We start from the raw sequence: 25,248 nt of genomic DNA, 5'->3' as shown, positions 1-25,248 counted from the left end.
GCTGATGGCGGAGGACGAGACGGACGGGACGGCGCCCACCCTGCGGTACGGCTCCGCCGGGAGCGCGGGGCTGATCGCCGGGCAGCTGGAGCGGCTGGTCGACGAGGCGGCCGCCTTCCTGGGCCCCTCCCCCGTCCATCCCTGGTACGCGGGCGCGGTGCTGCTCGCCGGGCGGGGCCGGACGGTGGCTCTGCACCGCGCGATCGGCAGCGCCGTGCGGTACGCGGGGTACGACGAGCGGACCGGCAGGGCCGTGGAGCTGCCGGCCGGGCGGCAGCTGGCGATGGCCGAGGACACGGTCTTCGACCTGGCCTCCCTCTCCAAGCTGTTCACCTCGATCCTGGCGGTGCGGCGGATCGAGCGGGGCGAGCTGGAGCCGGCGGCGCGCGTCGCCTCGTATCTGCCGGAGTTCGGGGGCGCTGGCAAGCGGGACATCACGGTGCGGCAGTTGCTGACCCATACCTCCGGGCTGCGTGCCTGGCTGCCGCTGTACACCGAGCCGACCCGGGAGGGGAAGCTGCGGATGCTGTGGAACGAGGCTCCGGCGCACCCGCCGGGCACGGTCTGTCTCTACTCGGACCTCAATCTCATCGCCGTACAGCTGCTCCTGGAGCGGATCACCGCACGCCCGCTGGACGCCCTGCTCCACGACGAGATCACGGCTCCGCTCGGGATGCGCCGCACGCGCTACAACCCGCCGCTCTCCTGGCGGCCGTTCATCGCCGCCACCGAGGACGCGCGCCCGCCGTGGTCGGGGCTCGACCGGGGGCCGGTGCGGGGCGAGGTGCACGACGAGAACGCGTACGCGCTGGGCGGGGTCGCGGGCCACGCGGGCGTCTTCTCCACCGCCCGGGACCTTGCGGTCCTCGCCCGTACGCTCCTGAACGGCGGCGCGTACGGCGCGGCGAGGATCCTGCGCCCCGAGTCGGTGGAGCTGATGTTCACCGACTTCAACGGCGCGTTCCCCGGTGAGCCGCACGGGCTGGGCTTCGAGCTGTGCCGGCGCTGGTACATGGGCGCGATGGCCACGCCGCGCACGGCCGGCCACACCGGCTTCACCGGGACCTCCCTGGTGCTCGATCCGACGACCGACTCGTTCCTGATCCTGCTCGGCAACTCCGTCCATCCGATGCGCGGCCTGCGCTCGGGCAGCGCGCCGCGCGTGGCGTGCGCGGACCGGATGGCCCGCGCCGTGCCGGTCCTGCCGGTGCGGGGCGCCACCGCCTGGTTCTCCGGGATGGCGAGCGGTGCGACGGCCACGCTCACGCTGCCGGAGATGGATCCGGGGCCGGGGCGGGGGCGGCTGAGCTGCGCGCTGTGGTGGGACACCGTGCCCGACCGCGGCACGCTGTTCCTGGAGATGTCGGTGGACGCGGGCGGCGGCTGGCGGCCGGTGCCCTTCACGACCGTACGGCCGGGACACGACCCGCTGCGCCGTCCGGCGGGTTCGGTCACTGGCTGGTCGGGCCGGGTCTGGCACCGGGTGACCGCCGATCTGCCGGCCCGGCGGGACGCGGCGGCGCTACGGCTGCGCTGGCGGTACGCGACGAGCGGGCCGTACACCGGGCGCGGCGTGTACGTGGACGACCTGCGGATCGAGGGCGACGACGGCCGTACGGTCTTCGACGAGTCGCGGCGGCGGGACTCGGCGCGGCTGCACGCGGACGGCTGGAGCGCCTCGCCGGACTGAGATCCCCGGTCCGGCGCCCCCAGCGCCGGTGGCTACTCGCCCAGCACCGCCATCGCCGCGTTGTGACCCGGCACCCCGCTGACCCCGCCGCCGCGTACCGCGCCCGCGCCGCACAGGGAGACGTTCGCGTGCGCCGTCTCCACGCCCCACCGGCCGCTCGCCCCGACCGCGCCGGACTCCCCGGCGGGCGCGGCGTAGGGGAAGGAGAGGTCCCGGTGGAAGATATGGCCGCCGGGCAGCCCCAGTTCGCGTTCGAGGTCGAGGGGGGTCTTCGCCTCGACACAGGGCCGGCCCTCCGCGTCCACGGCGAGGCAGTCCGCGAGGGGTTCGGCGAGCCGCTCGTCCAGCTCGGCGAGGGTCGCGGCGAGCAGCCGTGCCCGTACGGCATCGTTGTCCGCCGCGAACAGCCGGGCGGGCGTGTGCAGTCCGAACAGGGTGAGCGTCTGGTAGCCGCGGGCGGCGAGTTCCGGGCCGAGGATCGAGGGGTCGGTCAGGGAGTGGCAGTAGATCTCGGAGGGCGGGACGCTCGGCGGCCGGCCCTGGGACGCCTCCCGGTAGGCGGTGGCCAACTGGCCGTATCCCTCGGCGATATGGAACGTACCGCCGAAGGCCTCCCGGGGATCCACCGACCGGTCGCGCAGCGCGGGCAGCCGGCGCAGCACCATGTTGACCTTGAGCTGGGCGCCCTCGGCGGCGGGCGGCGGGTCCTCGCCGAGGAGGGCGGCCAGCGCCCGGGGCGAGGCGTTCACCAGGACCTGCCGGGCCGCCACCGTACCGGTCGACTCCCCCGTGCGGAAGGTGACTTCGGCATGGGACCCGTCGGTCTCGATGCCGGTGGCCTCGTGCCCGGTGACGATCTCCGCGCCCGCCGTCCGCGCCGAGTGCGCCAGGGCGTCGGTGAGCGCTCCCATGCCGCCCACCGGCACGTCCCAGTCGCCGGTGCCGCCGCCGATCACGTGGTAGAGGAAACAGCGGTTCTGCACGAGGGACGGGTCGTGGGCGTCGGCGAAGGTGCCGATCAGGGCGTCCGTCAGCGCCACTCCGCGTACGAGGTCATGGCGGAACCGCTCCTCGATGCCGACGCCGATCGGCTCCTCGAAGAGTGTGCGCCAGGCGGTGTCGTCGTCGATGCGCGCGCGCAGCGCCTCGCGGGTGGGCAGCGGCTCGGTGAGGGTGGGAAAGACCCGCTCGGCCACCCGCGCGGTCATCCCGTAGAACTCCCGCCACGCCGCGTACTCCGTGTCGCCGCCGGTCAGCGCGGCGAAGGAGGCGCGCGTCCGGCCCTCTCCCACCAGCAGCCCGCCGTCGCCCAGCGGGGTGTACGAGGACACCGTCCGCCGGCGCGTGGTGAAGCGCAGCTCCAGCTCGCGCACGATCTTCGGGGGCAGCAGGGAGACCAGATACGAGTAGCGGGACAGGCGCGCGTCCACCCCGGCGAAGGGGCGGCTGGAGACGGCGGCGCCGCCGGTGTTCCCGAGGCGCTCCAGGACCAGGACGGAGCGCCCGGCGCGGGCGAGGTAGGCGGCGGCGACCAGGCCGTTGTGGCCGCCGCCCACGATGACGGCGTCGTACGAGGCGTGTGCGGGCATGGCTCTTGGTAACACGCGGACGGTCGCGGGGCCAGGACCTGTTCGCGGATGACGCACCTGACGCACCGTCCCGACGTCGGATCGCGGGCCGCTCCGGTTCCCGTGCGGCTCTGGGAGAAGCGTCACGTGCGGGAAGGCCGCGCGGGCGCGTGTTGCGGCTGTCCGCCGTGTCAGCATGGTGCTCGCGGCCCTGATGGAACACACCGCGTCGGGCCTTCCTACTTCCCCCCGCACTCTCTCCGTGTGGCCGCGGGCCGGGGCCCCGGATCGGGATCAGCGACGCGCGTATCTTCCTGCCGTACGGCGACGGCCGGTACACCTCCGTCTACTTCCGGATAGCGAACAGCGGCGACGCCGATGACGAACTGACCTCCGTGACCTCCCCGGAGATGGAGGAGGCCATGCTCAGCACCGACCGGAGCAACGGACAGGGAGCCGCCTCCATGACCATGGTCGGCTCGGCGACCGTCCCGGGAGGCGGAACACTGGCCATGTCCCCGTACGGCCTGAACGTCATGGTGAAGACGAAGACGAAAACACACTGGCGGCCGGGTGACTCGGTCCCCTTCGTCCTGCACTTCCGCCACAGCGGCTCCCGGAAGAGCCTGGCGGTCGTGGTCCGGCCCGGCATCGACTGACACCGCTGCCGGGCCGGGCCGGGGCCGGACCGGGGGCGGGGCACGGTCCCGCTCGCCACTTACCGGGTTCCACGTAGTCGGCTCGGACCTCGGTACGGTTCCCGGCGCACGGCGTGTTCCAGCTCACCGGCCCCGCGTTGAGCAGCGGGCCGGGTATCCGCTCGTAACTCACCATGAGGCTCCGGTTCCTGATGCGAGGATGAGGCCCGTGATGACCGCTGGGTGGTGTCTGCGCACGGTGCGGGCCGCGATGTTCGCGGCCGTCTGTGTGCTGCTCGCCGCCCTGGGCCATGTGGTCATGTCCGGCTCCCCGGTGCCCTGGTGGGCGATGACCGCCGCGGCCCTGGCGACGGGCGGCGCGGGCTGGTGCCTCGCCGGCCGCGAGCGGGGGCTGCCACTGATCGTGTCCGTGGTGGTCGTCGTCCAGGGCGCGCTCCACTCCTCGTTCTCACTGGCGCAGTCGGCCGTCGGGCAGTCGGCCCCCGGCTCGACGGGGCACGGCGCGACGGGGCACGGCGCGGGATCCATGGACATGGACTCCGCGGACATGGCGCGGATGGGCGCCGGGCACCTGGCTCATGAGGGGCACGGGATGGACGGCGGTATGTCGTCGTCCGGGATGTTCGTCGCCCACCTGCTGGCAGCGCTGTTGTGCGGGGTGTGGCTCGCGTACGGCGAGCGCGCCGCTTTCCGTGTCCTGCGGGCCCTGGCATGGCGGCTGACCGCGCCGGTGCGGCTGCTGCTCGCCCTGCCCGCCCCGCCGCACCGTCCGCGCGTCCGGGTGCGCCGCGGCTTCCCGGACCGGGCACCGCGACTGCTCGTTCTCGTTCACGCGATCACTTCCCGGGGACCACCGGAGGGGACCGCTGCCGTCTGACGGCAGCCGTTCTCCCGAAGTGCCCGCGCGCGCTTCGGGCATCGGTCGTACCTCCACGTACGGCCGTACCTCTTACCGGACCACGGCGCTCTCGCGCGGGTCCGGATCACGGATGACCCGAGAAGGACACTTTGTGATGAGTTCTGCCCTGACCGTCCCGTGCGACGACATGATGTCGGCCGAGGAGTCGACCACTGCCTGGGCACTGGCCGCCCGTGGTGGCGACCCGGTGGCCGTCGACCACTTCGTCCGCGCCCTGCACCGGGACGTGCTGCGCTACGTCGCGCACCTGTCCGCCGATCCCCAGGCCGCCGACGACCTCACCCAGGAGACGTTCCTGCGAGCGCTCGGCAGCCTGCACCGGTTCGAGGGACGCTCCTCGGCCAGGACCTGGCTGCTGTCCATCGCGCGCCGCGCGGTGATCGACAGCTTCCGGTACGCCGCCGCCCGGCCGCGCACCGGCGACGCCCCGGACTGGCAGTCGGCGGTCGAGCGCGCCCAGCCGTGCGACATGCCCGGCTTCGACGACGGCATCGCGCTCCTCGATCTGCTGGAGACGCTGCCGGACGACCGTCGTGAGGCTTTCGTGCTCACTCAGATGCTGGGGCTGACCTACGGGGAGGCGGCCGAGATCGTCGGCTGCCCCATCGGTACGGTCCGCTCCCGCGTGGCCCGCGCCCGGAGCACACTCCTCGGCCTGCTCGTCGAGGCGGACGCGCCGGCCGCATGAATTGAGGGGTGTCGGTGTCCGCCGGAGGTGTGTGACACCGACACCCAGCGGGTCCGCCGCTGCCCGCCCCGGCCGGCCGCCGACCCCACCGGTCCGCCGCCGCGAAGTAGTCGGCCCCCGCCTGGAACTCGGCCGCGGCGTGCCCCGACTACTGGAGTGCAATCCCTTCACCTCGCACCAAGGAGTCCGTATGCCGAAGAAACGGCCCGTCGCCGTGGTCCTGACCGCAGCACTGTGTCTGGTCACGACGGCATGTGCCGAATCCTCGACGGAGACGGTGAGCAGCAAGGCATCCGGGCCCGCGGCGGAGTCCGGCTACCCGGTGACCATCGAGAACTGCGGGCGGACCGAGACCTTCACCAAGGCCCCCGGCAGAGTGGTCGTCATGAACGGCGCCTCCGTCGCCGAGGTCTCCACACTGCTCGCGCTGGGGCTCGGCGACCGTGTCGTCTCCAACCAGCAGACCTACGGGATGTCCGAGGTTCCGGGCCGCGCCGAGGCCATCGAGGCGCTGCCCACCGGGGGCGTCAAGCCCAATGAGGCCTACGACATCTCCCGCGAGGCGATGCTGGGCCTGCGGCCGGACTTCGTCCTGTCCGTCACGACCTACGGCTTCGACGCGAAGAACGGCTTCGCCACCCGGGACCAGCTCAGGACGGTGAACGCGAACAGTTACGTCTCCCCGCAGGGCTGCGACGACGACCCCTCCAGGATGACCATCTCCGACAGCTACAAGCTGCTGCGCGACATGGGCAAGATCTTCAACGTCGGCGACCGCGCCGAGAAGCTGATCGCCGCGTCCGAGAAGTCGATCGCCGCGGTGTCAGCGAAGGTGAAGGGCGAGAAGAAGCCGAAGGTGATGGTGCTCTTCGCCAACATGTCGATGGGCGGCAACGACTTCAGCTCGGTCGTCGCCCATGGCATCTTCAACGACATCCTCACCAAGGCCGGCGGCGCCAACGCCTTCGAATCGGCCGCCGAGACCACCTTCGCCGATCTGAGCAAGGAGAAGGTCGCCGCCACCGACGTCGACGCCCTCGTCGTCATCAGCTACAACGCGGACGACCCGACGGCGTACGCCAAGCAACTGCTCAAGGAGTTCCCCCAGTGGCCGGCCGCCAAGAACAACACGTACACGGTGCTGTCCGACTCGATGTACCTGGGCCCCAGCAACGACCTGGCCGTCGACCGGACTGCCAGGATGCTGCACCCCGACGCGTTCTGAGGCGGCTGGGACTGCCGCTCGCCGCGCTCGGACTGCTCGCCGTGCTGATCGTCACCATGATGGTGGCCGTCAGCATCGGCGCCGTCACCGTCCCGCTGCACGACGTGTGGCGGATCATCCTGCACCACGTGGGCGGCGGCGGGGCGACCGGTGATCCGGCCCTGGACCAGATCGTGTGGAGCTTCCGGGCTCCCCGTGTGGTGCTGGCCGCTCTGGTCGGCGCGGGGCTGGCGGTCTCCGGTGCGGTGCTACAGGCCGTGGTGTCCAATCCGCTGGCGGACCCCACCGTCCTGGGCTTCTCCTCCGGTGCCTCGCTCGGTGCCGTCGTGGTCATCGTCCTGGCCTCGGGCGCCTCGCTCGGCGGCCTCGGAGTGTCGGCGGCGGCCTTCGTGGGCGCCCTGGCGGCCGGGGTGCTGGTCTTCGCCCTCGGCCGACGGCGCGGACGGATGGCGCCCACCCGGCTGGTCCTGGCCGGGGTCGCCGTCGGATATGTCTTCCTCTCCGCGACGAGCTTCCTGCAACTGCGGGCCACGCCCACCGAACTGCGCACGGTCATGTTCTGGATGCTGGGCAGTGTCGCCGGGGCCCAGTGGAGCCAACTCCCCATCGTCAGCGCGGTGGTCATCACCACGACCGTCCTGCTGGCCCTGTTCGGCCGGCGGCTCAACGTCCTGCTGGCAGGCGACGAATCCGCCACCGCGCTCGGTGTGGACGTCAACCGACTCCGTGCCGTACTGCTGGTGCTCTCCTCGCTCCTCACCGGAACGACGATCGCCGTCGCCGGCGGCATCGGATTCGTCGGCCTGATGATCCCCCACCTCGTCCGCCTCACCATCGGCGCCGACCACCGTAAACTCCTGCCGCTGACCGCGCTGTTGGGAGCGGTCTACCTCGTCGTCGTCGACCTGCTCTCCCGCACGCTCAACCGTCCCAACGAACTGCCGCTGGGCATCCTCACCGCCCTCCTCGGCGCGCCGTTCTTCATCTGGCTGCTGCGCCGCAACAAGGGCCTGGACACCGCATGAAACTGACCGTGGACCAGCTCCACATCATCCTGGACCGCACGCCGATCCTGCACGGCGTGAGCCTGGCGGCCGGCAAGGGCGACATCGTCGGGCTCGTCGGCCCCAACGGCAGCGGAAAATCAACCCTGTTGCGCGCCGTCTACCGCTCGCTGCGCCCGGCGGGCGGCGCGGTCCGCGTCGGCGACGACGATGTGTGGGCCCTGTCCGCCCGCGCCGCCGCCCGCCGTACCGCCGCCGTCCTCCAGGACTCCACCGGCAACACGACCGGGCTGTCGGCCGCCGAGATCGTCGCTCTGGGCCGCATGCCGCACCACGGCCTCCTCGGCCGCGACGGCGTCGACGACCGCGCGGCCGTCGCCGACGCGATCGACCGCTGCGGTGTGCGCCCGCTGGCCGAACGGGACTACGCCTCGCTGTCGGGCGGCGAACGCCAGCGCGTCCTGCTCGCCCGCGCACTCGCGCAGCGCCCCCGGCTCCTGGTCCTGGACGAACTCACCAACCACCTCGACATCCGCGCCCGCTTCGAGCTGCTGGACCTGATCCGCGCCACCGGCACCACCACCCTCGCCGTCCTGCACGACCTCGACCTGGCCGCCAGGCTCTGCGACCACCTCGTGGTCCTGCACGAGGGCACCGTCGTGACGGCGGGTCCGGTCCTGGACGTCCTCACCCCCGGCACCCTGCGCGAGGTCTTCGGCGTGCGGGCCCGTACGGACCGGCACGCCGACGGCGTCGTACGCATCACCTACGCGGCCCAGCCCCTCGACTTCGACCTCGACAGGGCGGCCGGGGCCGCCGATCGCTGAGCCCGCCCGGCCCGCCCCGGCCGCATCCGTCACGCCCTACCGGGGCGTGGCGGCGTACGCGCTCACGCGCCGGCCTTCCCGGCCAGCTCGATGAGGGCGACGGCCGCCGGGCCCGAGGAGGCCGGGTTCTGCCCGGTGATCAGCAGACCGTCCCGCACGACGTAGGGCTCCCAGTCACCGGTCTTGGAGTAGCTGCCGCCCAGGCTCTTCAGCTCGTCCTCGACGAGGAAGGGGACGATCTCGGTCAGCTCGACCGCCGCCTCCTCGGAGTTGGTGAACCCGGTGACCTTCCGGCCCCTGACCAGCGGTGTGCCGTCCTCGTCGACCGTGTGGCGCAGGACGCCGGGGGCGTGGCAGACCAGTGCGAGCGGCTTGCCCGAGCGCAGGGTCGTCTCGATCAGGCGCGCGGAATCGGCGTCCTCGGCCAGATCCCACAGCGGGCCGTGGCCGCCGGGGTAGAAGACCGTGTCGAAGTCGGCGGCCGCGACCGAGTCCAGCCGCACGGTGTCCGCCAGCGCCGCGGTCGCCTCCGCGTCGGACTCGAAGCGCCGGGTCTGCTCGGTCTGGAAGCCGGGCTCGTTGCTCTTCGGGTCCAGCGGCGGCCGACCGCCCTGGGGAGAGGCGAGCACGATCTCCCAGCCCGCCTCCTTGAAGCGGTAGTACGGCGCCGCCAGCTCCTCCAGCCAGAACCCGGTCTTGCGGCCGGTGTCGCCGAGCTCGTCGTGCGAGGTGAGAACGATGAGAACCTTCATGACGCTCCTATGAGTAGACCGGTCGTCTAGCGATGGGTAAAGGAATGCCCACGCTTCCGGCCGGGGGTGAAACTGCGGACTCCTACAGATGCAGGAACTGGCGGGTCACCGCCATGGTGGTGTCGAGCGGTGCGGGACTGCGATGGATCTTGGCCATGACGCTCGCGCCGAGCCACATGCCGTAGAGCGCCTGCGCCGCGCCGCGCGGGTCGCCGTCGACCGACAGCGATGCGTCCTCGACGCCACCGGCGATCGTCCGCTCGATGCGGTCGACTATCGCGTCCGTGCCCTCCTTCAGGACCAGCCGCATCGGCTCCGACAGATCGGCGACCTCGGCGCCGAGCTTCACGGCGAGGCACTTGCCCTGGCACTCATCGACGCTCTGCGTCTCCCGCCACTGCTGCCAGTAGGCCATCAGCCGCTCGGCGGCCGACCGGCCGGACCGCGCGAGGACGCGGTCCATATCGGCGACGTACTCCTCGAAGTAGCTCTTCAGCATCGCTTCGCCGAAGGCGTCCTTCGAGGTGAAGTAGTGGTAGAAGGACCCCTTCGGCACGCCGGCCGCCGCGAGCACCTCATTGATGCCGACCGCGGAGTAACCCTTGTGGGCCATGATCCGCTGGGCGGTGTCGAGGATGTGGCGACGGGTGTCTGTACTGCGTGCGGCGACCGGCATGGCACTCACCCTAGCGAACGAATAGACCGGTCGTCTAGTCGCCTCGAAACCGGTCGACCGGCCGCTGCGAAAAGGTCTTCCGGCCGCTGCGAAAAGGGCAGCCGCCCCGGCCTGCCTCAGCGGCTGCGGCCGGGCCCCCGGCGCAACGCCGCCACCTGGCGGTAGAGCGCCGCCGCCTCGGCCGTCCTGCCCAGCTGCTCCAGGCAGTGCGCCTCGTCGTCGCGGCTCGCCAGCGCCTCGGCGTGGGTCGGGCCGAGGACGCGGGCGCGGGCGTCGGCGACCTCGCGGTAGACGGTCAGGGCCTCCGTCCAGCGGCCGAGCCAGCCGAGACCGACGGCGATCTCGCGGTGGCTGACGAGCGTGTCGGGATGGCCGGGGCCGAGCACCCGTTCCCGTACGGCGCACACGTCGCGCGCCTCGGCCAGCGCCTCCTCCCAGCGGGCCAGCCGCCCCAGGTTGACGCCGAGTCCGTGGCGCGCCCGCAGGGTCTCCGGGTGCAGCGGTCCATGGGCCCTGCTCCGGTCCTCCACCAGGCCGCGGTACAGCTCCAGCGCCTCCGCGCTGCGGTCGAGCCGCCCCAGGCTGATGCCGACCTCGTAGCGGGCGGCGAGGGTGTCGGGATGGTCGGCGCCGAGGGCCTGGGAGCGGCCCGCCGCGACCTCGCGGTAGACCGAGAGCGCCTCCGGCCAGCGGCCCAGCTGTCCGAGCGCGTAGGCCACCTCGTACTGGCTGACCAGCGTGTCGGGGTGGACGGGCCCGAGCACCCGGGAGCGCGCGACGGCGACCTCGTGGGCGAGGCGGTGGGCGTCCGCCAGGCGGCCCAGCCTGCTGAGGTTGTAGGCCAGGTTGTGGCGGCAGCGCAGGGTGTCGGGGTGGTCGGGGCCCATGGTGCGCTCGCGGGCGGCGAGCACGGCGGCGAAGACCTCGTGGGCCTCGAAGTGCCGGCCGAGCTGCCCGAGCGCGTACGCCGTCTCCTGCCGGGCGGCGAGCGTGTCCGGATGGTCGGCGCCGAGCGTGCGCGCGCGGCCCTCGGCGACCGTGGAGAACTCGCGCAGGGCGTCCGCCGTCCGGCCGGTCCTGCTGAGCGTGAACCCGACCTCGTACCGGCTGCCGAGGGTGTCGGGATGGTCGGGGCCGAGGGTGTGCGCGCGCTCGGCGGCGACCGCGCGGTGCACCTCGCCCGCCTCCTCCCAGCGGCCGAGCCGGCCGAGGCTGAGACCGGCGTTGTGCCGGGCGGTGAGGGCGGCGAGCTGCTCCGGCTGCGGGGTCGGGCGCGCGGTGCTCGCGGGGGTGGCGATGGTGGCGCGCGGGTCGGCGGGCCGGGTCCACTCGCCGGTCAGGCCCGATGTGTGATCGGGCGGAGAGGACCGCAGCTCCGACACGCCGATCGCCTTGTGGCCGGTGGTCATGGACCGGGTCCAGTCGGGCAGCGGCAGGGGGTCGGCGCCGCCCCGGAGGTACGGCGCGGGTCCCGCCGCCAGGGCGGGCCGCGCGTGGGGGCCGGGGAGCGCGAGCCGGCCGGCCGGTCCGGCCTCGGTACGCGCCTCGGCCATCGCGCGCCGCAGGTCTGCCGCGTCGGCGGGGCGCCCCTCGGGGGTCTTGGCGAGCAGGCCGAGGACGATCCGGTCGAAGGAGCCGGGCAGTTCCGCGCGGAGCGCGCTCGGCGGCTCGGGGGTCGTGTCGCGGTGTCCGACCAGGACCGACCAGGTGTCGGGCAGGTCGAACGGGGGCGCTCCGGTGGCGATCTCGTACAGCACGCACCCCAGCGAGTAGAGGTCGCTGCGGTGGTCGACCTGGCCGCCGGAGATCTGTTCGGGCGACATGTAGTGCGGGGTGCCCATGGCGACGCCCGTGCCGGTGAGCCGGGAGGTGAATCCGATGTCGTGGCCCAGGCGCGCGATGCCGAAGTCGCAGATCTTCACCGTGCCGTCGGTGAGCCGCATGATGTTGGCGGGCTTGAGGTCCCGGTGGACGATGCCCTGTTCATGGGTGTAGGCGAGGGCGTCGGTGACCTGCTCGGCGATGTCGACGACCTCGGGCACGGACAGCGGGCGCTGCCGCCGCCCCTCGGCCGTCTCCGCCGACCGCCCGCCGGTGCCGTCCGGGTCCGCCGCAGGGTCGTGGTCCGCGTCCCTGGCCCGGTCCTCCAGCAGCTGGCTGAGGTTGCGCCCTTCGAGCAGCTCCATGACGAGATAGAGGACCCCCTCGTACTCGCCGAAGTCGTGGACGACGGTGACGCCCCGGTGCTGGAGGGCCGCAGCGACCCGGGCCTCGCGCCGGAACCGCTCCCGCATGATGCGGGTGAAGGAGCGGTCCTGCTGCGGCCCCAGCGGCTTCAGGCACTTGACCGCGACCTGCCGCCCGAGCGACTCGTCGCGCGCCCGCCACACCTCGCCCATGCCGCCGCGCCCGATGAGATCGAGCAGCCGGTAACGGCCCTGGATCAGCCTGCTTTCCGCCATCGCGTGCTGTCGCCCCCCGTAACCCTCGCCGCGCCCTCCCCTGACCTTCCAGTATGGCCGCCAGCCCGTGGGGTGTGTACGGGGCGGGAGGAGTGTCGGGCGGAATGCGCACCGCCGAGGGCGTGGCGGTGACGCCGGTTGATCGGACGGCAACCTTCTGTGCGACGGCGCCCACTGAGGGGTGAAGTTCCCCCCTGATGAAGGACGTTGCCAGGTGCCCAATCCACTCTTCTCGCGACAGAACCCACAGAACCGGCTGAATCCGCAGAGTCCGCCGGATCCGCGGGCCGCACCGCGGCCGCGCGGCCCGCGGCCCCCCGCTCCCGCCGGGCACCGCCGGTCGCGGTTCGCCCGCCGTACGGCCCTGTTCTCCGCCGCCGCCGTGGTGGCCGCCGGGCTGGGCGCGATCCCGCTGGCGACGGGCGCGAGCGCCGCGGCCGACCTGGCGCACCAGACCCTGCCCGCCAAGGACGGCTGGGCCGCCAGTGGCACCGGTACGACCGGAGGCGCGGCGGCCACGCAGGTCGTGACGGTCACCACCCGGGCCCAGCTGGTGGCGGCGCTCGGTTCGGCGACCGACACCACCCCCAGGATCATCCAGGTGAAGGGCACGATCGACGCCAACACCGACGGCACGGGCGCGGCCCTGGGCTGCGCCGACTACGCCTCGGGCACGGGGTACTCCCTCTCCGCGTATCTGACGGCGTACGACCCCGCCACCTGGGGCCGGACGAAGGTGCCCTCGGGCACCCAGGAGACCGCCCGGGTCGCCGCCGCGGCCAAGCAGGCGAAGAACGTCCAGATCAACGTCCCCTCGAACACGACGATCGTGGGGGTCCCCGGGTCGAACGCCAAGATCCTCGGCGGCGCGCTGGTCCTCAAGAACGTCGACAACGTCATCGTGCGCGATCTGACGTTCAACAGCCCCGAGGACTGCTTCCCGCAGTGGGACCCGACCGACGGGTCCACGGGCAACTGGAACTCCGAGTACGACGCGCTCACGCTGCGCGGCGCCACCCACGTCTGGGTGGACCACAACACGTTCGGCGACGGTCCGACGCTCGACAGCGCGTCGAAGACCTATTTCGACCGCAAGTTCCAGGTGCACGACGGCCTGCTGGACATCACCAAGGGCTCGGACCTGGTCACCGTGGAGCGCAACCGCTTCACCAACCACGACAAGACGACGCTGATCGGCTCCAGCGACACGGACAACGCGAGCGCGCTGCGTATCTCCATCCACCACAACGTCTACACCGGCATCACCCAGCGCGCCCCGCTGACCCGGATCGGCCAGGTGCACATCTACAACAACTACTACGACACCACCAAGGCCAACGGCTACGCGCACAGCTACACCATCAACTCCCGTGCCGGAGCGCAGGTGGTGGCCGAGAAGAACTACTGGAAGCTGTCCAGCGACCGCAAGATCTCCCAGCTGCTGAGCGGCGACGGCACCGGCGCCGTCGCGGGCACCGGCAACATGGTCGACGGTACGGTGACGGACCTGGCCGCCGCCTACAACGCCGTGGCCGACTCGTCCAAGCAGCTGAAGACCAGCGTGAACTGGGCCCCCACGCTCACCGCCGGACTGGAGTCCTCGGCCAAGGACCTGCCGGCCACGCTGGCCGCCACCACGGGCGCGGGGGTGCTGACCGCCGCCGGTACGACGAGCACGGCTGTCGCCGCCGGTGTCCCCGCCCCCGCCGCGAAGGCGGTCGCGGCCACCACCCGCACCGTCGCCGCCGACGGCTCCGCCCAGTACCGCACCGTGCAGGCCGCGATCGACGCCTCCGCCGCCGGTGACACGGTCTCGATCGCCAAGGGCACGTACCGGGAGGTCATCAACGTCCCGACGAGCAGGACGGGGCTGACGATCAAGGGCGACACCGGAAACGCCGAGGACATCGTGATCACGTACGACAACGCGGCGGGCACCAGGAAGCCCGACGGCACCACGTACGGCACCCGGGGCAGCGCCACCGCCACCTTCGCGGCCAACAGCCTCACCGTCACCGGGGTCACCGTCCAGAACACCTGGCTGCGCTCCGAGCACCCGGACATCACCGACACCCAGGCGGTGGCGGTCACCGCGCAGGGCGACCGCCAGATCTTCCGCAACGACCGGTTCATCGGCCATCAGGACACGGTCCTCAACTGGTCGCCGTCCGCGACCGGCCAGTACCGCCAGTACTTCCGCAACTCCTTCATCAGCGGTGACGTCGACTTCATCTTCGGCGACGCCACCGCCGTCTACGACCGGGTCAACATCACGCTGCGCGACCGGGGCGCGGCGGCGGGCGGCAACAACGGCTACCTCGCCGCTCCGAACACCAACTCCGCCAAGAAGTACGGGATCCTCATCACCGGCTCCACCATCTCCAGCCCGGCGGCGGCCAACACGTTCTCCCTCGGCCGTCCCTGGCACCCCACCGCCGACGCCGTCGGCCAGCTGGTGATCCGTGACACCGCGCTGCCCGCGGCGGTACGGGTCGCCGCTCCGTGGACCGACTTCGGCACCTTCCCGTGGAAGTCGGCGCGGTTCCACGAGTACGCGAACACCGGGCCCGGCGCGACCGTCAACGCCAACCGTCCGCAGCTCACGGCCGCCCAGGCGGGCGAGTACACCGCCGCCGCGTATCTGTCCGGTACCGACGGCTGGAACCCGGTGGGCTGACACCGGCGTACGGGGGGGCCGGCGTCGCCGGGCCCCTCGGCCGTCCGGTCGGCCCGGCGCGCGCGGCGGGGTCCGGCGTTGGACGATGGAACCATGCTGTTGGCACCGCTCGCCCATGTATCGGGGGAAGTCGCCGGGACGTCCGCGCGGTCCCGGAAGATCTCCCTGCTGGCCGGAGTCTTCCGGACCGCGGGCCCCGACGACGTGCCCGTCGTCATCCCGTACCTGGCCGGACGGCTGCCCCAGGGCCGGATCGGGGTCGGCTGGAACGCGCTGAAGGACCCGCCCCCGCCGGCCGGCCGGGCGACGCTGACCGTGCACCGGGTGGACGAGACCTTCACCGCGCTCGCCGCGGTCGCCGGGCCGGGCGCCCAGGGTGAGCGCCGCCGGCTGGTCCAGGAGCTGCTGGCGGCGGCGACCGAGGAGGAGCAGCGGTTCCTCGTGGGGCTGATCTCGGGCGAGATCCGGCAGGGCGCGCTGGACGCCGTGGCCGTCGAGGCGCTCGCCGAGACGTCGGGGGCCAGGCCCGACGCGGTACGGCGGGCGGTGATGCTGGCGGGGTCGCTGCGGCCGGTGGCCGAGCGGCTGCTGGCCGAGGGTCCGCACGTGCTGGAGGAGTTCCTGCTCACCGTGGGCCGCCCCGTGCTGCCCATGCTCGCGCAGAGCGCCACGGGGGTTTCGGACGCGATCGGGCGGCTCGGGGGGTGCGCCGTCGAGGAGAAGCTCGACGGTATCCGGGTGCAGGTGCACCGGGAGGGCGCGGCGGTGCGGATCTTCACCCGCACGCTCGACGACATCACCGAGCGGCTGCCCGAGGTGACGGCGGTGGCGCTGGCGCTGAACGGCGACCGCTTCGTGCTGGACGGCGAGGTCATCGCGCTGGACCCGGAGGGCAGGCCGCGCCCCTTCCAGGAGGTCGCGGGCCGGGTCGGTTCGCGCGGCGACGTGGAGTCGGCGGCGCGGGCGGTGCCGCTGTCACCGGTCTTCTTCGACGTGCTCGCGGCCGACGGTGAGGATCTGCTCGACCTGCCCTGCGCGGACCGGCACACGGCGCTGGCTGAGCTGGTGCCCGAGTCGATGCGGGTCCGCCGGATCGTGGTCACGGACGAGGGCGCCCCGGCCGCCGAGGCGTTCCTGCGGGACACGCTGGACCGGGGCCACGAGGGGGTGGTCGTCAAGGCGCTCGACGCCCCGTACAGCGCGGGCCGGCGCGGCGCGGGGTGGCTGAAGGTCAAGCCGGTGCACACCCTGGATCTGGTGGTGCTGGCGGCCGAGTGGGGGCACGGCCGGCGCACCGGCAGGCTCTCGAACCTGCATCTCGGCGCGCGGCGGGAGGACGGTTCGTTCGTGATGCTCGGCAAGACCTTCAAGGGGCTGACGGACGCGACGCTGGCCTGGCAGACGGAGCGGCTGCGGGAGCTGGCGGTACGGGACGACGGGTTCACCGTGACCGTACGGCCCGAGCTGGTCGTCGAGGTCGCCTACGACGGTCTCCAGCGCTCCTCCCGCTACCCGGCGGGGGTGACCCTGCGCTTCGCGCGGGTGCTGCGCTACCGGGTGGACAAGCGGGCGGCGGACGCGGACACGGTGGACACCGTGCTGGCGGCGCATGGCAGGGGCGCGGAGGGCGGCGGGGCCGAGGACGGAGGCTGAGGAACCCGCGGGGCCGCCCCAGGCGGTCCCGCGGCGGACGGCACGGCTCCCGGGGCGGTGGGTGGACCCGCCCCGGGAGCCCTCCGGCCGCCGTCGCGGGGGCGCGTTACCCGGCGGCGCCGCGCGGCACGACCGTGGCGAGCACGGTCGTCAGCGCCCGCCAGTCCGCCGAGATCAGACTCGCGTTCCTCCCGGCCAGCAGGTCCAGCCGGTCACGGGCCTGCTGCTCGGTGGGGTTGGTGCCGTCGATGGCGGGCGCGACGTTGTGCGCGTCGGTCATCAGCAGGTAGTAGTTGCGCTGGGCGTACCAGGAGGTGTCGAACCCGGCGGCGGCGTAGGCGGAGGCGTCACCGTCGAAGAAGACGAACCACGGTCTGATCCCCGCGTCCGTGTACCGGGTGCGGGGGTCGCCGGCGGCGGCGTTGTGGACGGCCGGGAAGGCCGCGGCCTCGCCCAGCCGGCCGGCCGCCTTGAGGTCGCGCAGGTACATCGCGTACTCACGGTCGGTCCACAGGGTGTCGAGCGGATTGGACTCCTCCACCGTGCCGGGGATGAGTTCGACGATGAACTTGCCGGCGAGCTGGGAGCGGGTGGGCCAGGCGCCCGCCCGGACCGCCGTGTCGAGGTCGCTGTGGCCGCCCACCAGGTCGGCGGGGCGGTAGAGCGCGTCGCCGAGCTTGCTCCCCAGCAGCGCGTCGAGGGCGGCGGGGCCGCGGCCCGACGTGCCCAGGAAGCCGTCCTTCATCTCCAGCTTGAGGACGATGGGCCGGTGGCCCGGGTTGGCGTCGTGCCAGACCTTGATGTCGGAGAGGCAGCCGGCCAGGTCCCGGTTCTTGGCGTTGGTGCGCAGCTGCGCGGTGTTGGTGGCGTTCGCGCAGTTGTTGTCGTTGCCGACCGGGTTGGAGTGCGAGACCCGCCAGGACGCGCCGAAGACATTGGTCCAGACGTCGATTTCGAGCATTCCCGCACCGGAGTCCAGGGCATCGGCGAAGTACGGGAAGGTGGCCTTCTCGTACGAGTTGTGGACGCCGACCCCGGTGGCCGCCGGGAACGGCAGCCCGCCGGGGTCGGCGGCGTTCGCCGGAGTGGCCGTGAGGGCGAGCGCGGTGACCGCGCCGGCCGCCAGCGCGGCGCGAAGAAGCTTTGCCATATCCCGTGTTCCTCCTGTTGCGCATGTGTGGGGCATGTCAACCAGGAGGCAGAGTAGGCGAGTTCGGTGACGAGCGGGAGGACATGGGCTTACGGATTCGATCAGCGGGCCGGAGGGGCGGCGGCCGGACCGGGCTTCGGCACACCACGCGCGGCGTGCCCCGCCGCTCGGCAGCGGCGGGGCACGCGGGGTGGTGCGGGTCGTCAGGGGCGTACGGGTCGTGCGGGCGTCAGGGCAGCTGCTCCTCGATGGCCGCGCGGCCCCGCTCGGCCAGTCTGCGCCGGGCCCATTCGAGGGTCTCGGGGGTGAGGTCCCGGCCGGAGGCCAGCACCAGATCCTCGGGCGTCACCTCTTCACAGGCTCCGGTGTGCAGCAGCCGGTCGGGGGTCACGCCCTCGTGATCCGGCTGCGCAGCGGGCTCCGCGTCCATGCCGCCTCCTCGTTCGTCCGGTGGTCGCCATTCTCGTGCCCGCCCGCCCCGGCCGCATCCCAGGTGCCGGGGTCACGGCGCGGCGGAGCCCGGCGTCCGCCGGGGCGTGGCGCCGGACTGCCGGCCGAGCAGCTCGGCCAGGCCCCGGCGGGTGGCCGCGACCACGACCCGGTCCCGCGCGTGCAGCACATAGCCGGGGTCCAGGTCCCAGACGAGCCCGGGAGGCCGCGGTCCCTCGGCGTCGGGGCGGGCGTCCGACAGATCGGCCAGCCGGTCCCCGGGGGCGGCGGAGTCCATCGCGATGATCCGCCAGGCGCCCGGCCGGAACACCTCGCCGACCGTACGGCCCTCCAGGCGCGGATGGCCCGCCACGTCGATGGCGGCGACCAGCAGCACCCGGCGCTCGACCGGAATGGCGCCGAGGATCTGGCGGCCCATCATGGCGATCGCGAAGGCCGGGGCGGCGAGGGTGGAGACGCTGCGGCTGCGGGTGAGCGCCCCGGGGTGGGCGGCGCGCAGGGTGCGGTAGACGGCGGTCGCGAAGTCGTCGTCGTACAGCCGCAGCGCCACCCGCAGCCCGGGCGCGACGGAGCGGGCGTACAGCGCGGCCTCCAGGTTGGTCGTGTCGGCGCTGGTGAGGGCGAGCAGGGCGTGTGCCCGCTGGATCTTGGCCGCCTCCAGCACGCCTTCCTGGGTGACATCGCCCAGGACGACGGGGACGCGCAGGCCGCGGGCCAGCGCGATGCCGCGCGCCTCGGGGTCCTCCTCCACGCAGACCACGGGGATTTCGAGTTCGCGCAGCCGTACCAGCACCCGGGTGCCGATCTTGCCCAGTCCGAGCAGGACGACGTGGCCGGAGAGCCCGCGCGGCGGCCGGCGCAGCGAGGAGGCCGTACGGAAGGTTCCCAGCGCCTCCAGGACGGCGGCCAGCACGACCGGGAGCAGCAGCAGTCCGGTGACCATGGAGAGGAGTTGCAGGATCTGCCGGTCGGCGGTCTCGCCGACGGCGGGGTCCCCGATCGCGAAGAGATCGAGCAGCGTGTGGTAGGTCGCGGCCAGCAAGCGGTCGTCGGTGACCAGCCAGGAGGTGACGGCGAGCGCGAGCACGGCGGCGAGGACGCCGGCGATGGACCAGCGCAGCCGCCGCGAGAACAGCGAGGCGAGCGGCGCGCCCCGGCCGGAGAGCGAGCGCGGCGACAGATCGGGGCCCGCGTGCGACACGGCCTCCAGGACGACCGTGCCGCGCCCGGTGGCGGCGGCGGCGCTCGCGTCGTCGGGCAGCAGCGCCGGGCCGTCCTGCCCGCTGCTGTCCGAACCCTCTTCGCCCGCGGGGTCGTTGGTGGTGGAGGAGAGCAGTGCGAGGGTGCAGAGCCCGGGATCGGCCACCTCGCCGGGGCCGGGCGGGTTGCGTTCCACGGCGCGCAGCAGCAGGCCGTCGGCCCTGATCACCTTGCTGGTGCCGGCGACGGCGGTGGCGGCCAGCGCGGGGGCCGCCGTGTCGGCGTCCGAGAGGACGGTGGTGGTGGCGTCGAGGGCGGCGGTGTCCAGACCGGGTACGGCGACGGCCGCCGCCTGGTCGAGGAGGGCTTCCAGGTGCTGACCGAGCTTGCGGTTGTAGAGCCGGATGACCAGGCGGAGTTGGGGGTTGAGCCGGCGGGCCGCGAGCGCGGCCCTGATGTTGGTCTCGTCGTCGTCATGGACGAGGGCGAGCGCGGCGGCGTCCGCCACGCCGGCTTCGACGAGGACGCCCTCGTCGAGTTCGGCGGACTCCAGGAGGAGCGGTCCGGTCCGTCTCCCGGGGTCCTGCGGGTCGGCTTCAGGGAGCGTGGCCGCCGTGCGGGCCATGGCCGCCGACATCCGTCCGAAGAAGGCCGTGGCCCTGCCCAGTCCGGCGACCGGGGTGGGCGGGAGCCGGGAGGCGCGTACGGGCGGCACGACCAGCACGACCCGCTCGCCGTAGACGTCGCACAGCTCGTCCGCGAGCCGGTGGGCGAGGGTGTCGTCGCCGCAGACGACCATGTGGCCCGAGGGCAGGCCGTGTTGTACCTGGTGAGGAAGTGTGGACACGACAACCTTGTTGCTGACGGGAGCGCCTTCGGGCACGCGTCGGACCGTGTTGCCCGGGAGTCAGAGGGCGACGACGGTGACCTCGGTGGCCTTGACGCCGGTCCAGACGGACACGCCGTCGGCCAGCCGGAGTTCGGCGGCGGCCTCGGGGGTGATCTCGGCGACGAGGTCGGGGGCCTCGTCCGAGGCGATCAGGACGCGCAGCCTGCTGCCCAGGGCGGTGATCTCCCGTACCGTTCCGGGCCAGACGTTGCGGGGGCTGCCGCCGGGCCGCTCCCGGTGTACGGACACGGCCTCGGGGGCGATGACCGCCAGCGCGGCCGTGCCCTCGGCCAGGGGCTCGGCGACGATCAGCCGGCCGCCCCCGGCGAGGCCGAGGCCGCCGGGTCCGAAGGTGCCGGGCCAGGCGTTGCGGCCCAGCATGCGCGCCACCCACGGGGAGCGCGGGTTACGGGTCACGTCGGCGGGCGGGGCGTCCTGGACGACCTGTCCGTCGTCGAGTACGAGGACCCGGTCGGCCAGCGAGACGGCCTCGACCGGATCGTGGGTGACGATCAGGCAGACCCCGCCGAAGCGGTCGAGGTGGGCGCGCAGGGTGTGCCGTACGTGGGCGCGGGTGGTCTGGTCGAGGGCGGCGAGGGGTTCGTCCAGGAGCAGCAGCCGGGGCCGGGCGGCGAGCGCGCGGGCCAGGGCGACGCGCTGCGCCTGGCCGCCCGAGACCTGGTGCGGTCTGCGGTGGGCGAGATGGCCGACGCCGAGCCGGTCGAGCCACTCCTGCGCGGCGCGGCGGGCCTCGGCGCGCGGGACGCCGTGGGCGCGCAGCCCGTACGCCGTGTTGGCAAGGGCGGTCAGATGGGGGAAGAGGGCCCCGTTCTGCGGGACCCAGGCGACGCGGCGGCGGTGCGGCGGCAGGGAGGTGACGTCGAGGCCGCCGAGGCGCAGCGCGGCGTGGGCGCGCGGAGTCAGGCCGAGGAGGGCGCGCAGCAGGGTGGTCTTCCCGGCGCCGTTGGGGCCGACGACGGCGATGGTGGTACCGGGTTCGGCCTCCAGGGTGAGCCGGTTGAAGCCGGTGACCTCGGCGTGCAGGGGCCAGCGCTCGACGGGCTCCGGCGGCCCGGTGGGCACGGGCGGCCCGGTGGGCTCCGCGGACCCGGCGGGCTTCCGCGTGGACCCGGCCGGCTTCGCGGGGTCGGCGGTCCCGGCGCCCGCGTCCGGGTCGGTGTCCTCGGCTACGGGGCCCCGGTCCGCCCGGCGGTCCGCCGTTCCGCCGGTCCAGCGTCCGCGCAGGGCGATCAGCACGGCCATGGCGATCGCGAGGAGCAGCAGCGAGACGGAGGTCGCGGCCTCCGGTGAGTCCTGGAGCAGCAGATAGACCTGGAGCGGCAGGGTCTGGGTGGTGCCGGGGAGGTTCCCGGCGAAGGTGATGGTGGCCCCGAACTCGCCGAGTGCCCGCGCCCAGGTCAGCGCGGCGCCGGCGGCGAGACCGGGGGCGACCATGGGCAGGGTGACGGTGCGGAACACCCGGAAGGGCGAGGCGCCCAGCGAGGCGGCGGTCTCCTCGTAGGCGGGCCGCAGTCCGGCCAGGGCGCCTTCGAGGCTGATGATCAGGAAGGGCATCGCGACGAAGGTCGCGGCGATCACGGCGCCCGAGGTGTGGAACGGCAGGGTGATCCCGAAGGTGTCCTCCAGCCAGGGGCCCAGCAGCCCCCGGCGGCCGAAGCCGAGCAGCAGCGCGACGCCGCCCACGGTGGGCGGCAGCACCATGGGCAGCAGGACGAGGGTGCGGACGAGCGACTTACCGGGGAACGGGACCCGGGCCAGCAGCCAGGCCAGCGGCACCCCGAGCACCAGCGAGAGTCCGAGCGCCCAGAACGAGACGAGGAGCGACAGCTTCAGCGCCTGGACGACCTCCGGGCTGGTCAGATGCGTACCGAGGTCGGCCCAGGAGGTGCGGGCGAGGATGCCGAGCAGGGGCAGCAGCAGGAACGCGATCGCGAGCAGCGCGGGCACCGCCAGGGCGACGGGGACACCGGGCCTGCCGGTACGGGTACGGAGGCGTCTCATCGGGATTCCTGGGCTCGGGCGGCGCGGCGGGCACGGGGGCGGGGGCGGGGAGGGGCCGTCCGGCCGGATCGGCGGACGGCCCCTGCGCGCGGACTTCGCGGACAGGCCCTACGGCTGCTGGAATCCGGCGGCCCGGAGGATCTTCTGCGCCTCGGCTCCGCTGAGCCAGGTGACGAACGCGGCGGCGGCCTCGCTGTTCTTGGACGTCTTGAGGGTGGCGGCCGGATAGTCGGCGATGGCGTTCTGCGCGTCCGGGATCTCGATGGCGTCGACCTTGTCGGTCGCGGTGGCGGCGTCGGTCTTGTAGACGATGCCGGCGTCCGCCTCGCCCAGTTCGACCTTGCTGAGCACGGCGCGCACGCTCGGCTCCTGGGAGACCGGCTTCACCTTGATGTTCTGGGCGTCCAGCACCTGCGCGCTGTAGCGGCCGACGGGCACCTCGGAGGCGGCCAGGACCACCTTCACCTTGGTGTCGGCGAGGTCCTTGAGGCTCTCGATCTTCTGCGGGTTGCCCTCACCTGTGGCGATCACCAGCCGGTTCTTGGCGATGACCTTCGGGGTGCCGGTGTCGGACTTCAGCCCGTCCATGGTCTTGGTGTCGGCGGTGACCAGCGCGTCGGCCGGGGCGCCCTGCTTGACCTGGGCGGCCAGTTCCTGCGAACCGGCGAAGGAGAACGCCAGCTTCGTGCCCGGGTGCTCCTTCTCGTACGCGGCGCCCGCCGTCTTGAACACATCGGTCAGCGACGCGGCGGCCAGCACGGTCAGCTTGGCCGCGGGAACGTCCCCGCTCGCGGACGCGCCGGTTTTGGCGCCGGAGTCCTTCTCGCCGTCGTCGTTCCCGCCACAGGCGGCCAGCGGTATCAGCAGGGCGGCGGTGAGCAGCGTGGCGGCGGCGCGGCGACGGGTGGGGCCGAGGGCAGGAGCGGAAGGCATGGCGGCGGACTCCTTGGCGGTACGGGCCCGGAGGGACCCGTGAGCGGATGATGGGGGGACGACGGCGCCGAAGGACCGGCGATGCCGCGCGGTCACGTCAGGTCGATGTGCACATTGGTGGACTTCACCCGGGCGGTGGCCCGCATGCCGACCTCCAGGCCCAGTTCCTCCACGGCCTCCCGGGTGAGCAGCGAGACCATCCGGTGCGGTCCCGCCTGGATCTCCACCTGGGCCGCGACATCACCGAGCTTGACGGCGGTCACGATGCCGGGGAACGCGTTGCGTGCCGAGGTGTACGAGACGTCGTCCTCGCCCGTACCTCCGGTCTGCGCGACCTCGACGGAGAAGGCCGCGAGCGCCCGGCCGTCGATGAGCCGGCGCCCGCTCTCGTCCCGATGGGTCTCGACGCGTCCGGCGTCGGCCCAGCGGCGCGCGGTGTCCGGACTCACCCCGAGGAGCCGGGCGGCCTGACCGATCGTGTAGGACTGCATGTGCGACAAGATAGGCCGGATGGCCTCGCATTTACAATCCTCACCCGCTCGTCCCCCGGCAGCTGCGACGGAGCCGGGGTCCGGCCCCGTTCAGCGCTTGACGGCCCGCAGGATGACGAACTTCGGATCGCTGGTGACGGTCTCGCAGTTGCCGAAGAGGCGCCGCAGCTTGACGTGGTACCCGAGGTGGCGGTTGCCGACGACCCACAGCTCCCCGCCGGGGCGCAGCGCCGCGCGGGAGCCGGTGAACATGCGCCAGGCGGTCGCGTCGGTCGTCGCCTGGTGGGTGTGGAACGGCGGATTGTTCAGCACGAGGTCGACGGATTCCGCCGGCACGTCCGTGAGGCTGTCGCCGAGGACGAACTCGGCCGCCGCGTCCGGGCCGGTGTTCTCGCGGAAGGTCGCCTCGGCCGAGGCGACCGCGGAGAACGACTCGTCGATGAAGGTCACCCGGGCCGCCGGGTTGTCCAGCGCCATGGCGGTGCCGACCACGCCGTTGCCGCAGCCGAGGTCGACGACGTGCTCGGAGCCCCGGCGCTCCGGCAGGTGGCGCAGCAGGAAGCGGGTGCCGATGTCGAGCCGTTCCGCGCAGAAGATCCCCGCGTGGTTGACGACGGTACGGCCGGACATGGAGCCGATCCCGTCGGGCAGTGCGTAGCGGAGCGGCCAGGGTCCGGGGGTGCGCGCCCGGCCCGGCGCGGGCGCGCAGAAGATCAGTCGCGCCTTTCTGACCGCGAGGGACGTCGTGGTCGGGCCGAGGATCTGCTCGAACAGCTTCAGGGTGGAGGTGTGGATCTCGGTGACCCGTCCGGTGGCCATCACGACGGTCCCGGCGTGGACGGCCGGGGACAGCCGGTGCAGCTGGTCCTCCAGCAGCGCCAGGCTCTTGGGGACCCGGACCAGCAGGACGTCGATCCGCTCTGGCGGGGTGTCGCGGGCGGAGAGCAGCCGTACGGTGTCCTCGGCGACGCCCGCGCGTGCGAGGTTGGCGCGGGTCGCCCGCTGGGTCAGACAGGAGTCGGTGATCTGGACCAGCCGGCCGGTGGCGGGCCCTTCGAGCCGCCGGGCGGCCAGCGCCGTGGTGAGCGCGCCCCACCGGTCCCCCACGACGGCCACCGTGCCCGACAGGTCCGTGGGTTCGGCGGTGTCGGTCCCGGCGAGGTGACGCAGCAGGTAGTCGTCGGCGGCGTCCCACGCGCGCAGCGTCTCGCGGGGATGGTCGGGGAATCGGGTGAGGCCGAAGTCGCCCCAGGGTGTCGTCAAACGGTTCATCGTGCTCACAGGCTAACCGCCCGTACGGACAGGTCACGCCG

At 73.2% G+C, this 25,248-nt stretch carries 20 protein-coding genes and 1 pseudogene; 10 read left to right on the top strand and 11 right to left on the bottom strand.

The window, feature by feature from the left end:
- Window positions 1-4: 4 nt before the first annotated feature.
- The gene (locus tag OG627_RS33035) at window positions 5-1,690 is read left to right on the top strand and encodes a serine hydrolase (RefSeq protein WP_329071457.1); all 1,686 of its coding nucleotides are present in this window, start codon (window positions 5-7) and stop codon (window positions 1,688-1,690) included.
- Between the two features lie 32 nt (window positions 1,691-1,722).
- Here OG627_RS33035 and OG627_RS33030 read toward each other — a convergent pair whose 3' ends face one another.
- The gene (locus OG627_RS33030) at window positions 1,723-3,279 is read right to left on the bottom strand and encodes a phytoene desaturase family protein (protein WP_329071456.1); all 1,557 of its coding nucleotides are present in this window, start codon (window positions 3,277-3,279) and stop codon (window positions 1,723-1,725) included.
- 266 nt (window positions 3,280-3,545) lie between these two features.
- Here OG627_RS33030 and OG627_RS33025 point away from each other — a divergent pair, with 266 nt between their 5' ends.
- From OG627_RS33025 to OG627_RS33000, 6 genes are all read left to right on the top strand, one after another.
- A complete protein-coding gene (locus OG627_RS33025) occupies window positions 3,546-3,917 on the top strand; it encodes a copper chaperone PCu(A)C (RefSeq protein ID WP_329073164.1) in 372 nt (123 codons plus the stop codon).
- A 211-nt stretch (window positions 3,918-4,128) separates the two neighbouring features.
- Complete coding sequence (locus tag OG627_RS33020; RefSeq protein ID WP_329071454.1) at window positions 4,129-4,794, top strand: hypothetical protein; 666 nt, start codon at window positions 4,129-4,131, stop codon at window positions 4,792-4,794.
- Window positions 4,795-4,930: 136 nt separating this feature from the next.
- Window positions 4,931-5,524, top strand: a complete 594-nt coding sequence (locus OG627_RS33015; protein WP_329071452.1) for a sigma-70 family RNA polymerase sigma factor — start codon at window positions 4,931-4,933, stop codon at window positions 5,522-5,524.
- Window positions 5,525-5,714: 190 nt separating this feature from the next.
- Complete coding sequence (locus tag OG627_RS33010) at window positions 5,715-6,749, top strand: ABC transporter substrate-binding protein (protein ID WP_329071450.1); 1,035 nt, start codon at window positions 5,715-5,717, stop codon at window positions 6,747-6,749.
- Window positions 6,750-6,805: 56 nt separating this feature from the next.
- The gene (locus tag OG627_RS33005; RefSeq protein WP_329073162.1) at window positions 6,806-7,774 is read left to right on the top strand and encodes a FecCD family ABC transporter permease; all 969 of its coding nucleotides are present in this window, start codon (window positions 6,806-6,808) and stop codon (window positions 7,772-7,774) included.
- Window positions 7,771-8,580: an ABC transporter ATP-binding protein gene (locus OG627_RS33000; protein WP_329071447.1), complete on the top strand. Its 810-nt coding sequence runs from the start codon at window positions 7,771-7,773 to the stop codon at window positions 8,578-8,580. The genes OG627_RS33005 and OG627_RS33000 overlap by 4 nt, the downstream gene beginning before the upstream one ends.
- Before the next feature lie 62 nt (window positions 8,581-8,642).
- On the opposite strand, the gene OG627_RS32995 is transcribed toward OG627_RS33000, so the two are convergent.
- The 3 genes from OG627_RS32995 to OG627_RS32985 form a co-directional block, all read right to left on the bottom strand.
- Window positions 8,643-9,332 (bottom strand): type 1 glutamine amidotransferase domain-containing protein, encoded by a 690-nt coding sequence (locus tag OG627_RS32995; RefSeq protein WP_329071444.1) that lies wholly within the window; start codon window positions 9,330-9,332, stop codon window positions 8,643-8,645.
- 82 nt (window positions 9,333-9,414) lie between these two features.
- Window positions 9,415-10,008: a TetR/AcrR family transcriptional regulator gene (locus tag OG627_RS32990; protein ID WP_329071442.1), complete on the bottom strand. Its 594-nt coding sequence runs from the start codon at window positions 10,006-10,008 to the stop codon at window positions 9,415-9,417.
- Window positions 10,009-10,124: 116 nt separating this feature from the next.
- Window positions 10,125-12,470: a serine/threonine-protein kinase gene (locus OG627_RS32985; protein ID WP_329071440.1), complete on the bottom strand. Its 2,346-nt coding sequence runs from the start codon at window positions 12,468-12,470 to the stop codon at window positions 10,125-10,127.
- A gap of 364 nt (window positions 12,471-12,834) precedes the next feature.
- Between OG627_RS32985 and OG627_RS32980 the strand changes: the two are divergent.
- The 3 genes and pseudogenes from OG627_RS32980 to OG627_RS32970 all read left to right on the top strand — a co-directional run.
- Window positions 12,835-14,127, top strand: a pseudogene (locus OG627_RS32980) (pectate lyase family protein); the annotation flags it as partial.
- The gene (locus tag OG627_RS32975; RefSeq protein ID WP_329073160.1) at window positions 14,119-15,147 is read left to right on the top strand and encodes a pectinesterase family protein; all 1,029 of its coding nucleotides are present in this window, start codon (window positions 14,119-14,121) and stop codon (window positions 15,145-15,147) included. The pseudogene OG627_RS32980 and the gene OG627_RS32975, both read left to right, overlap by 9 nt.
- Before the next feature lie 93 nt (window positions 15,148-15,240).
- Window positions 15,241-16,800 (top strand): ATP-dependent DNA ligase, encoded by a 1,560-nt coding sequence (locus OG627_RS32970; RefSeq protein ID WP_329071438.1) that lies wholly within the window; start codon window positions 15,241-15,243, stop codon window positions 16,798-16,800.
- A gap of 106 nt (window positions 16,801-16,906) precedes the next feature.
- Here OG627_RS32970 and OG627_RS32965 read toward each other — a convergent pair whose 3' ends face one another.
- The 7 genes from OG627_RS32965 to OG627_RS32935 form a co-directional block, all read right to left on the bottom strand.
- The gene (locus OG627_RS32965) at window positions 16,907-17,950 is read right to left on the bottom strand and encodes a phosphatidylinositol-specific phospholipase C domain-containing protein (RefSeq protein WP_329071436.1); all 1,044 of its coding nucleotides are present in this window, start codon (window positions 17,948-17,950) and stop codon (window positions 16,907-16,909) included.
- A gap of 229 nt (window positions 17,951-18,179) precedes the next feature.
- On the bottom strand, window positions 18,180-18,380 hold the full coding sequence (locus tag OG627_RS32960; protein WP_329071434.1) for a hypothetical protein: 201 nt from the start codon (window positions 18,378-18,380) through the stop codon (window positions 18,180-18,182).
- A 72-nt stretch (window positions 18,381-18,452) separates the two neighbouring features.
- Entirely contained in the window at window positions 18,453-20,399 is a 1,947-nt protein-coding gene (locus tag OG627_RS32955) for an NAD-binding protein (protein ID WP_329073158.1), read from the bottom strand.
- A 108-nt stretch (window positions 20,400-20,507) separates the two neighbouring features.
- Window positions 20,508-22,511, bottom strand: a complete 2,004-nt coding sequence (locus tag OG627_RS32950; protein ID WP_329071432.1) for an ABC transporter permease — start codon at window positions 22,509-22,511, stop codon at window positions 20,508-20,510.
- Between the two features lie 108 nt (window positions 22,512-22,619).
- Window positions 22,620-23,444, bottom strand: coding sequence for a molybdate ABC transporter substrate-binding protein (modA, locus tag OG627_RS32945; RefSeq protein ID WP_329071430.1), 825 nt, complete (start codon window positions 23,442-23,444; stop codon window positions 22,620-22,622).
- A 92-nt stretch (window positions 23,445-23,536) separates the two neighbouring features.
- Window positions 23,537-23,935 (bottom strand): TOBE domain-containing protein, encoded by a 399-nt coding sequence (locus tag OG627_RS32940; RefSeq protein ID WP_329071429.1) that lies wholly within the window; start codon window positions 23,933-23,935, stop codon window positions 23,537-23,539.
- A 90-nt stretch (window positions 23,936-24,025) separates the two neighbouring features.
- The gene (locus tag OG627_RS32935) at window positions 24,026-25,207 is read right to left on the bottom strand and encodes a methyltransferase (protein ID WP_329071426.1); all 1,182 of its coding nucleotides are present in this window, start codon (window positions 25,205-25,207) and stop codon (window positions 24,026-24,028) included.
- Window positions 25,208-25,248 lie beyond the last annotated feature (41 nt).

Source organism: Streptomyces sp. NBC_01429 (genome assembly GCF_036231945.1).
In the GTDB taxonomy this organism is placed as follows: domain Bacteria; phylum Actinomycetota; class Actinomycetes; order Streptomycetales; family Streptomycetaceae; genus Streptomyces.
The sequence above is the reverse complement of the archived record's forward strand: the minus strand, read 5'-3'. Positions and strand labels throughout refer to the sequence as shown.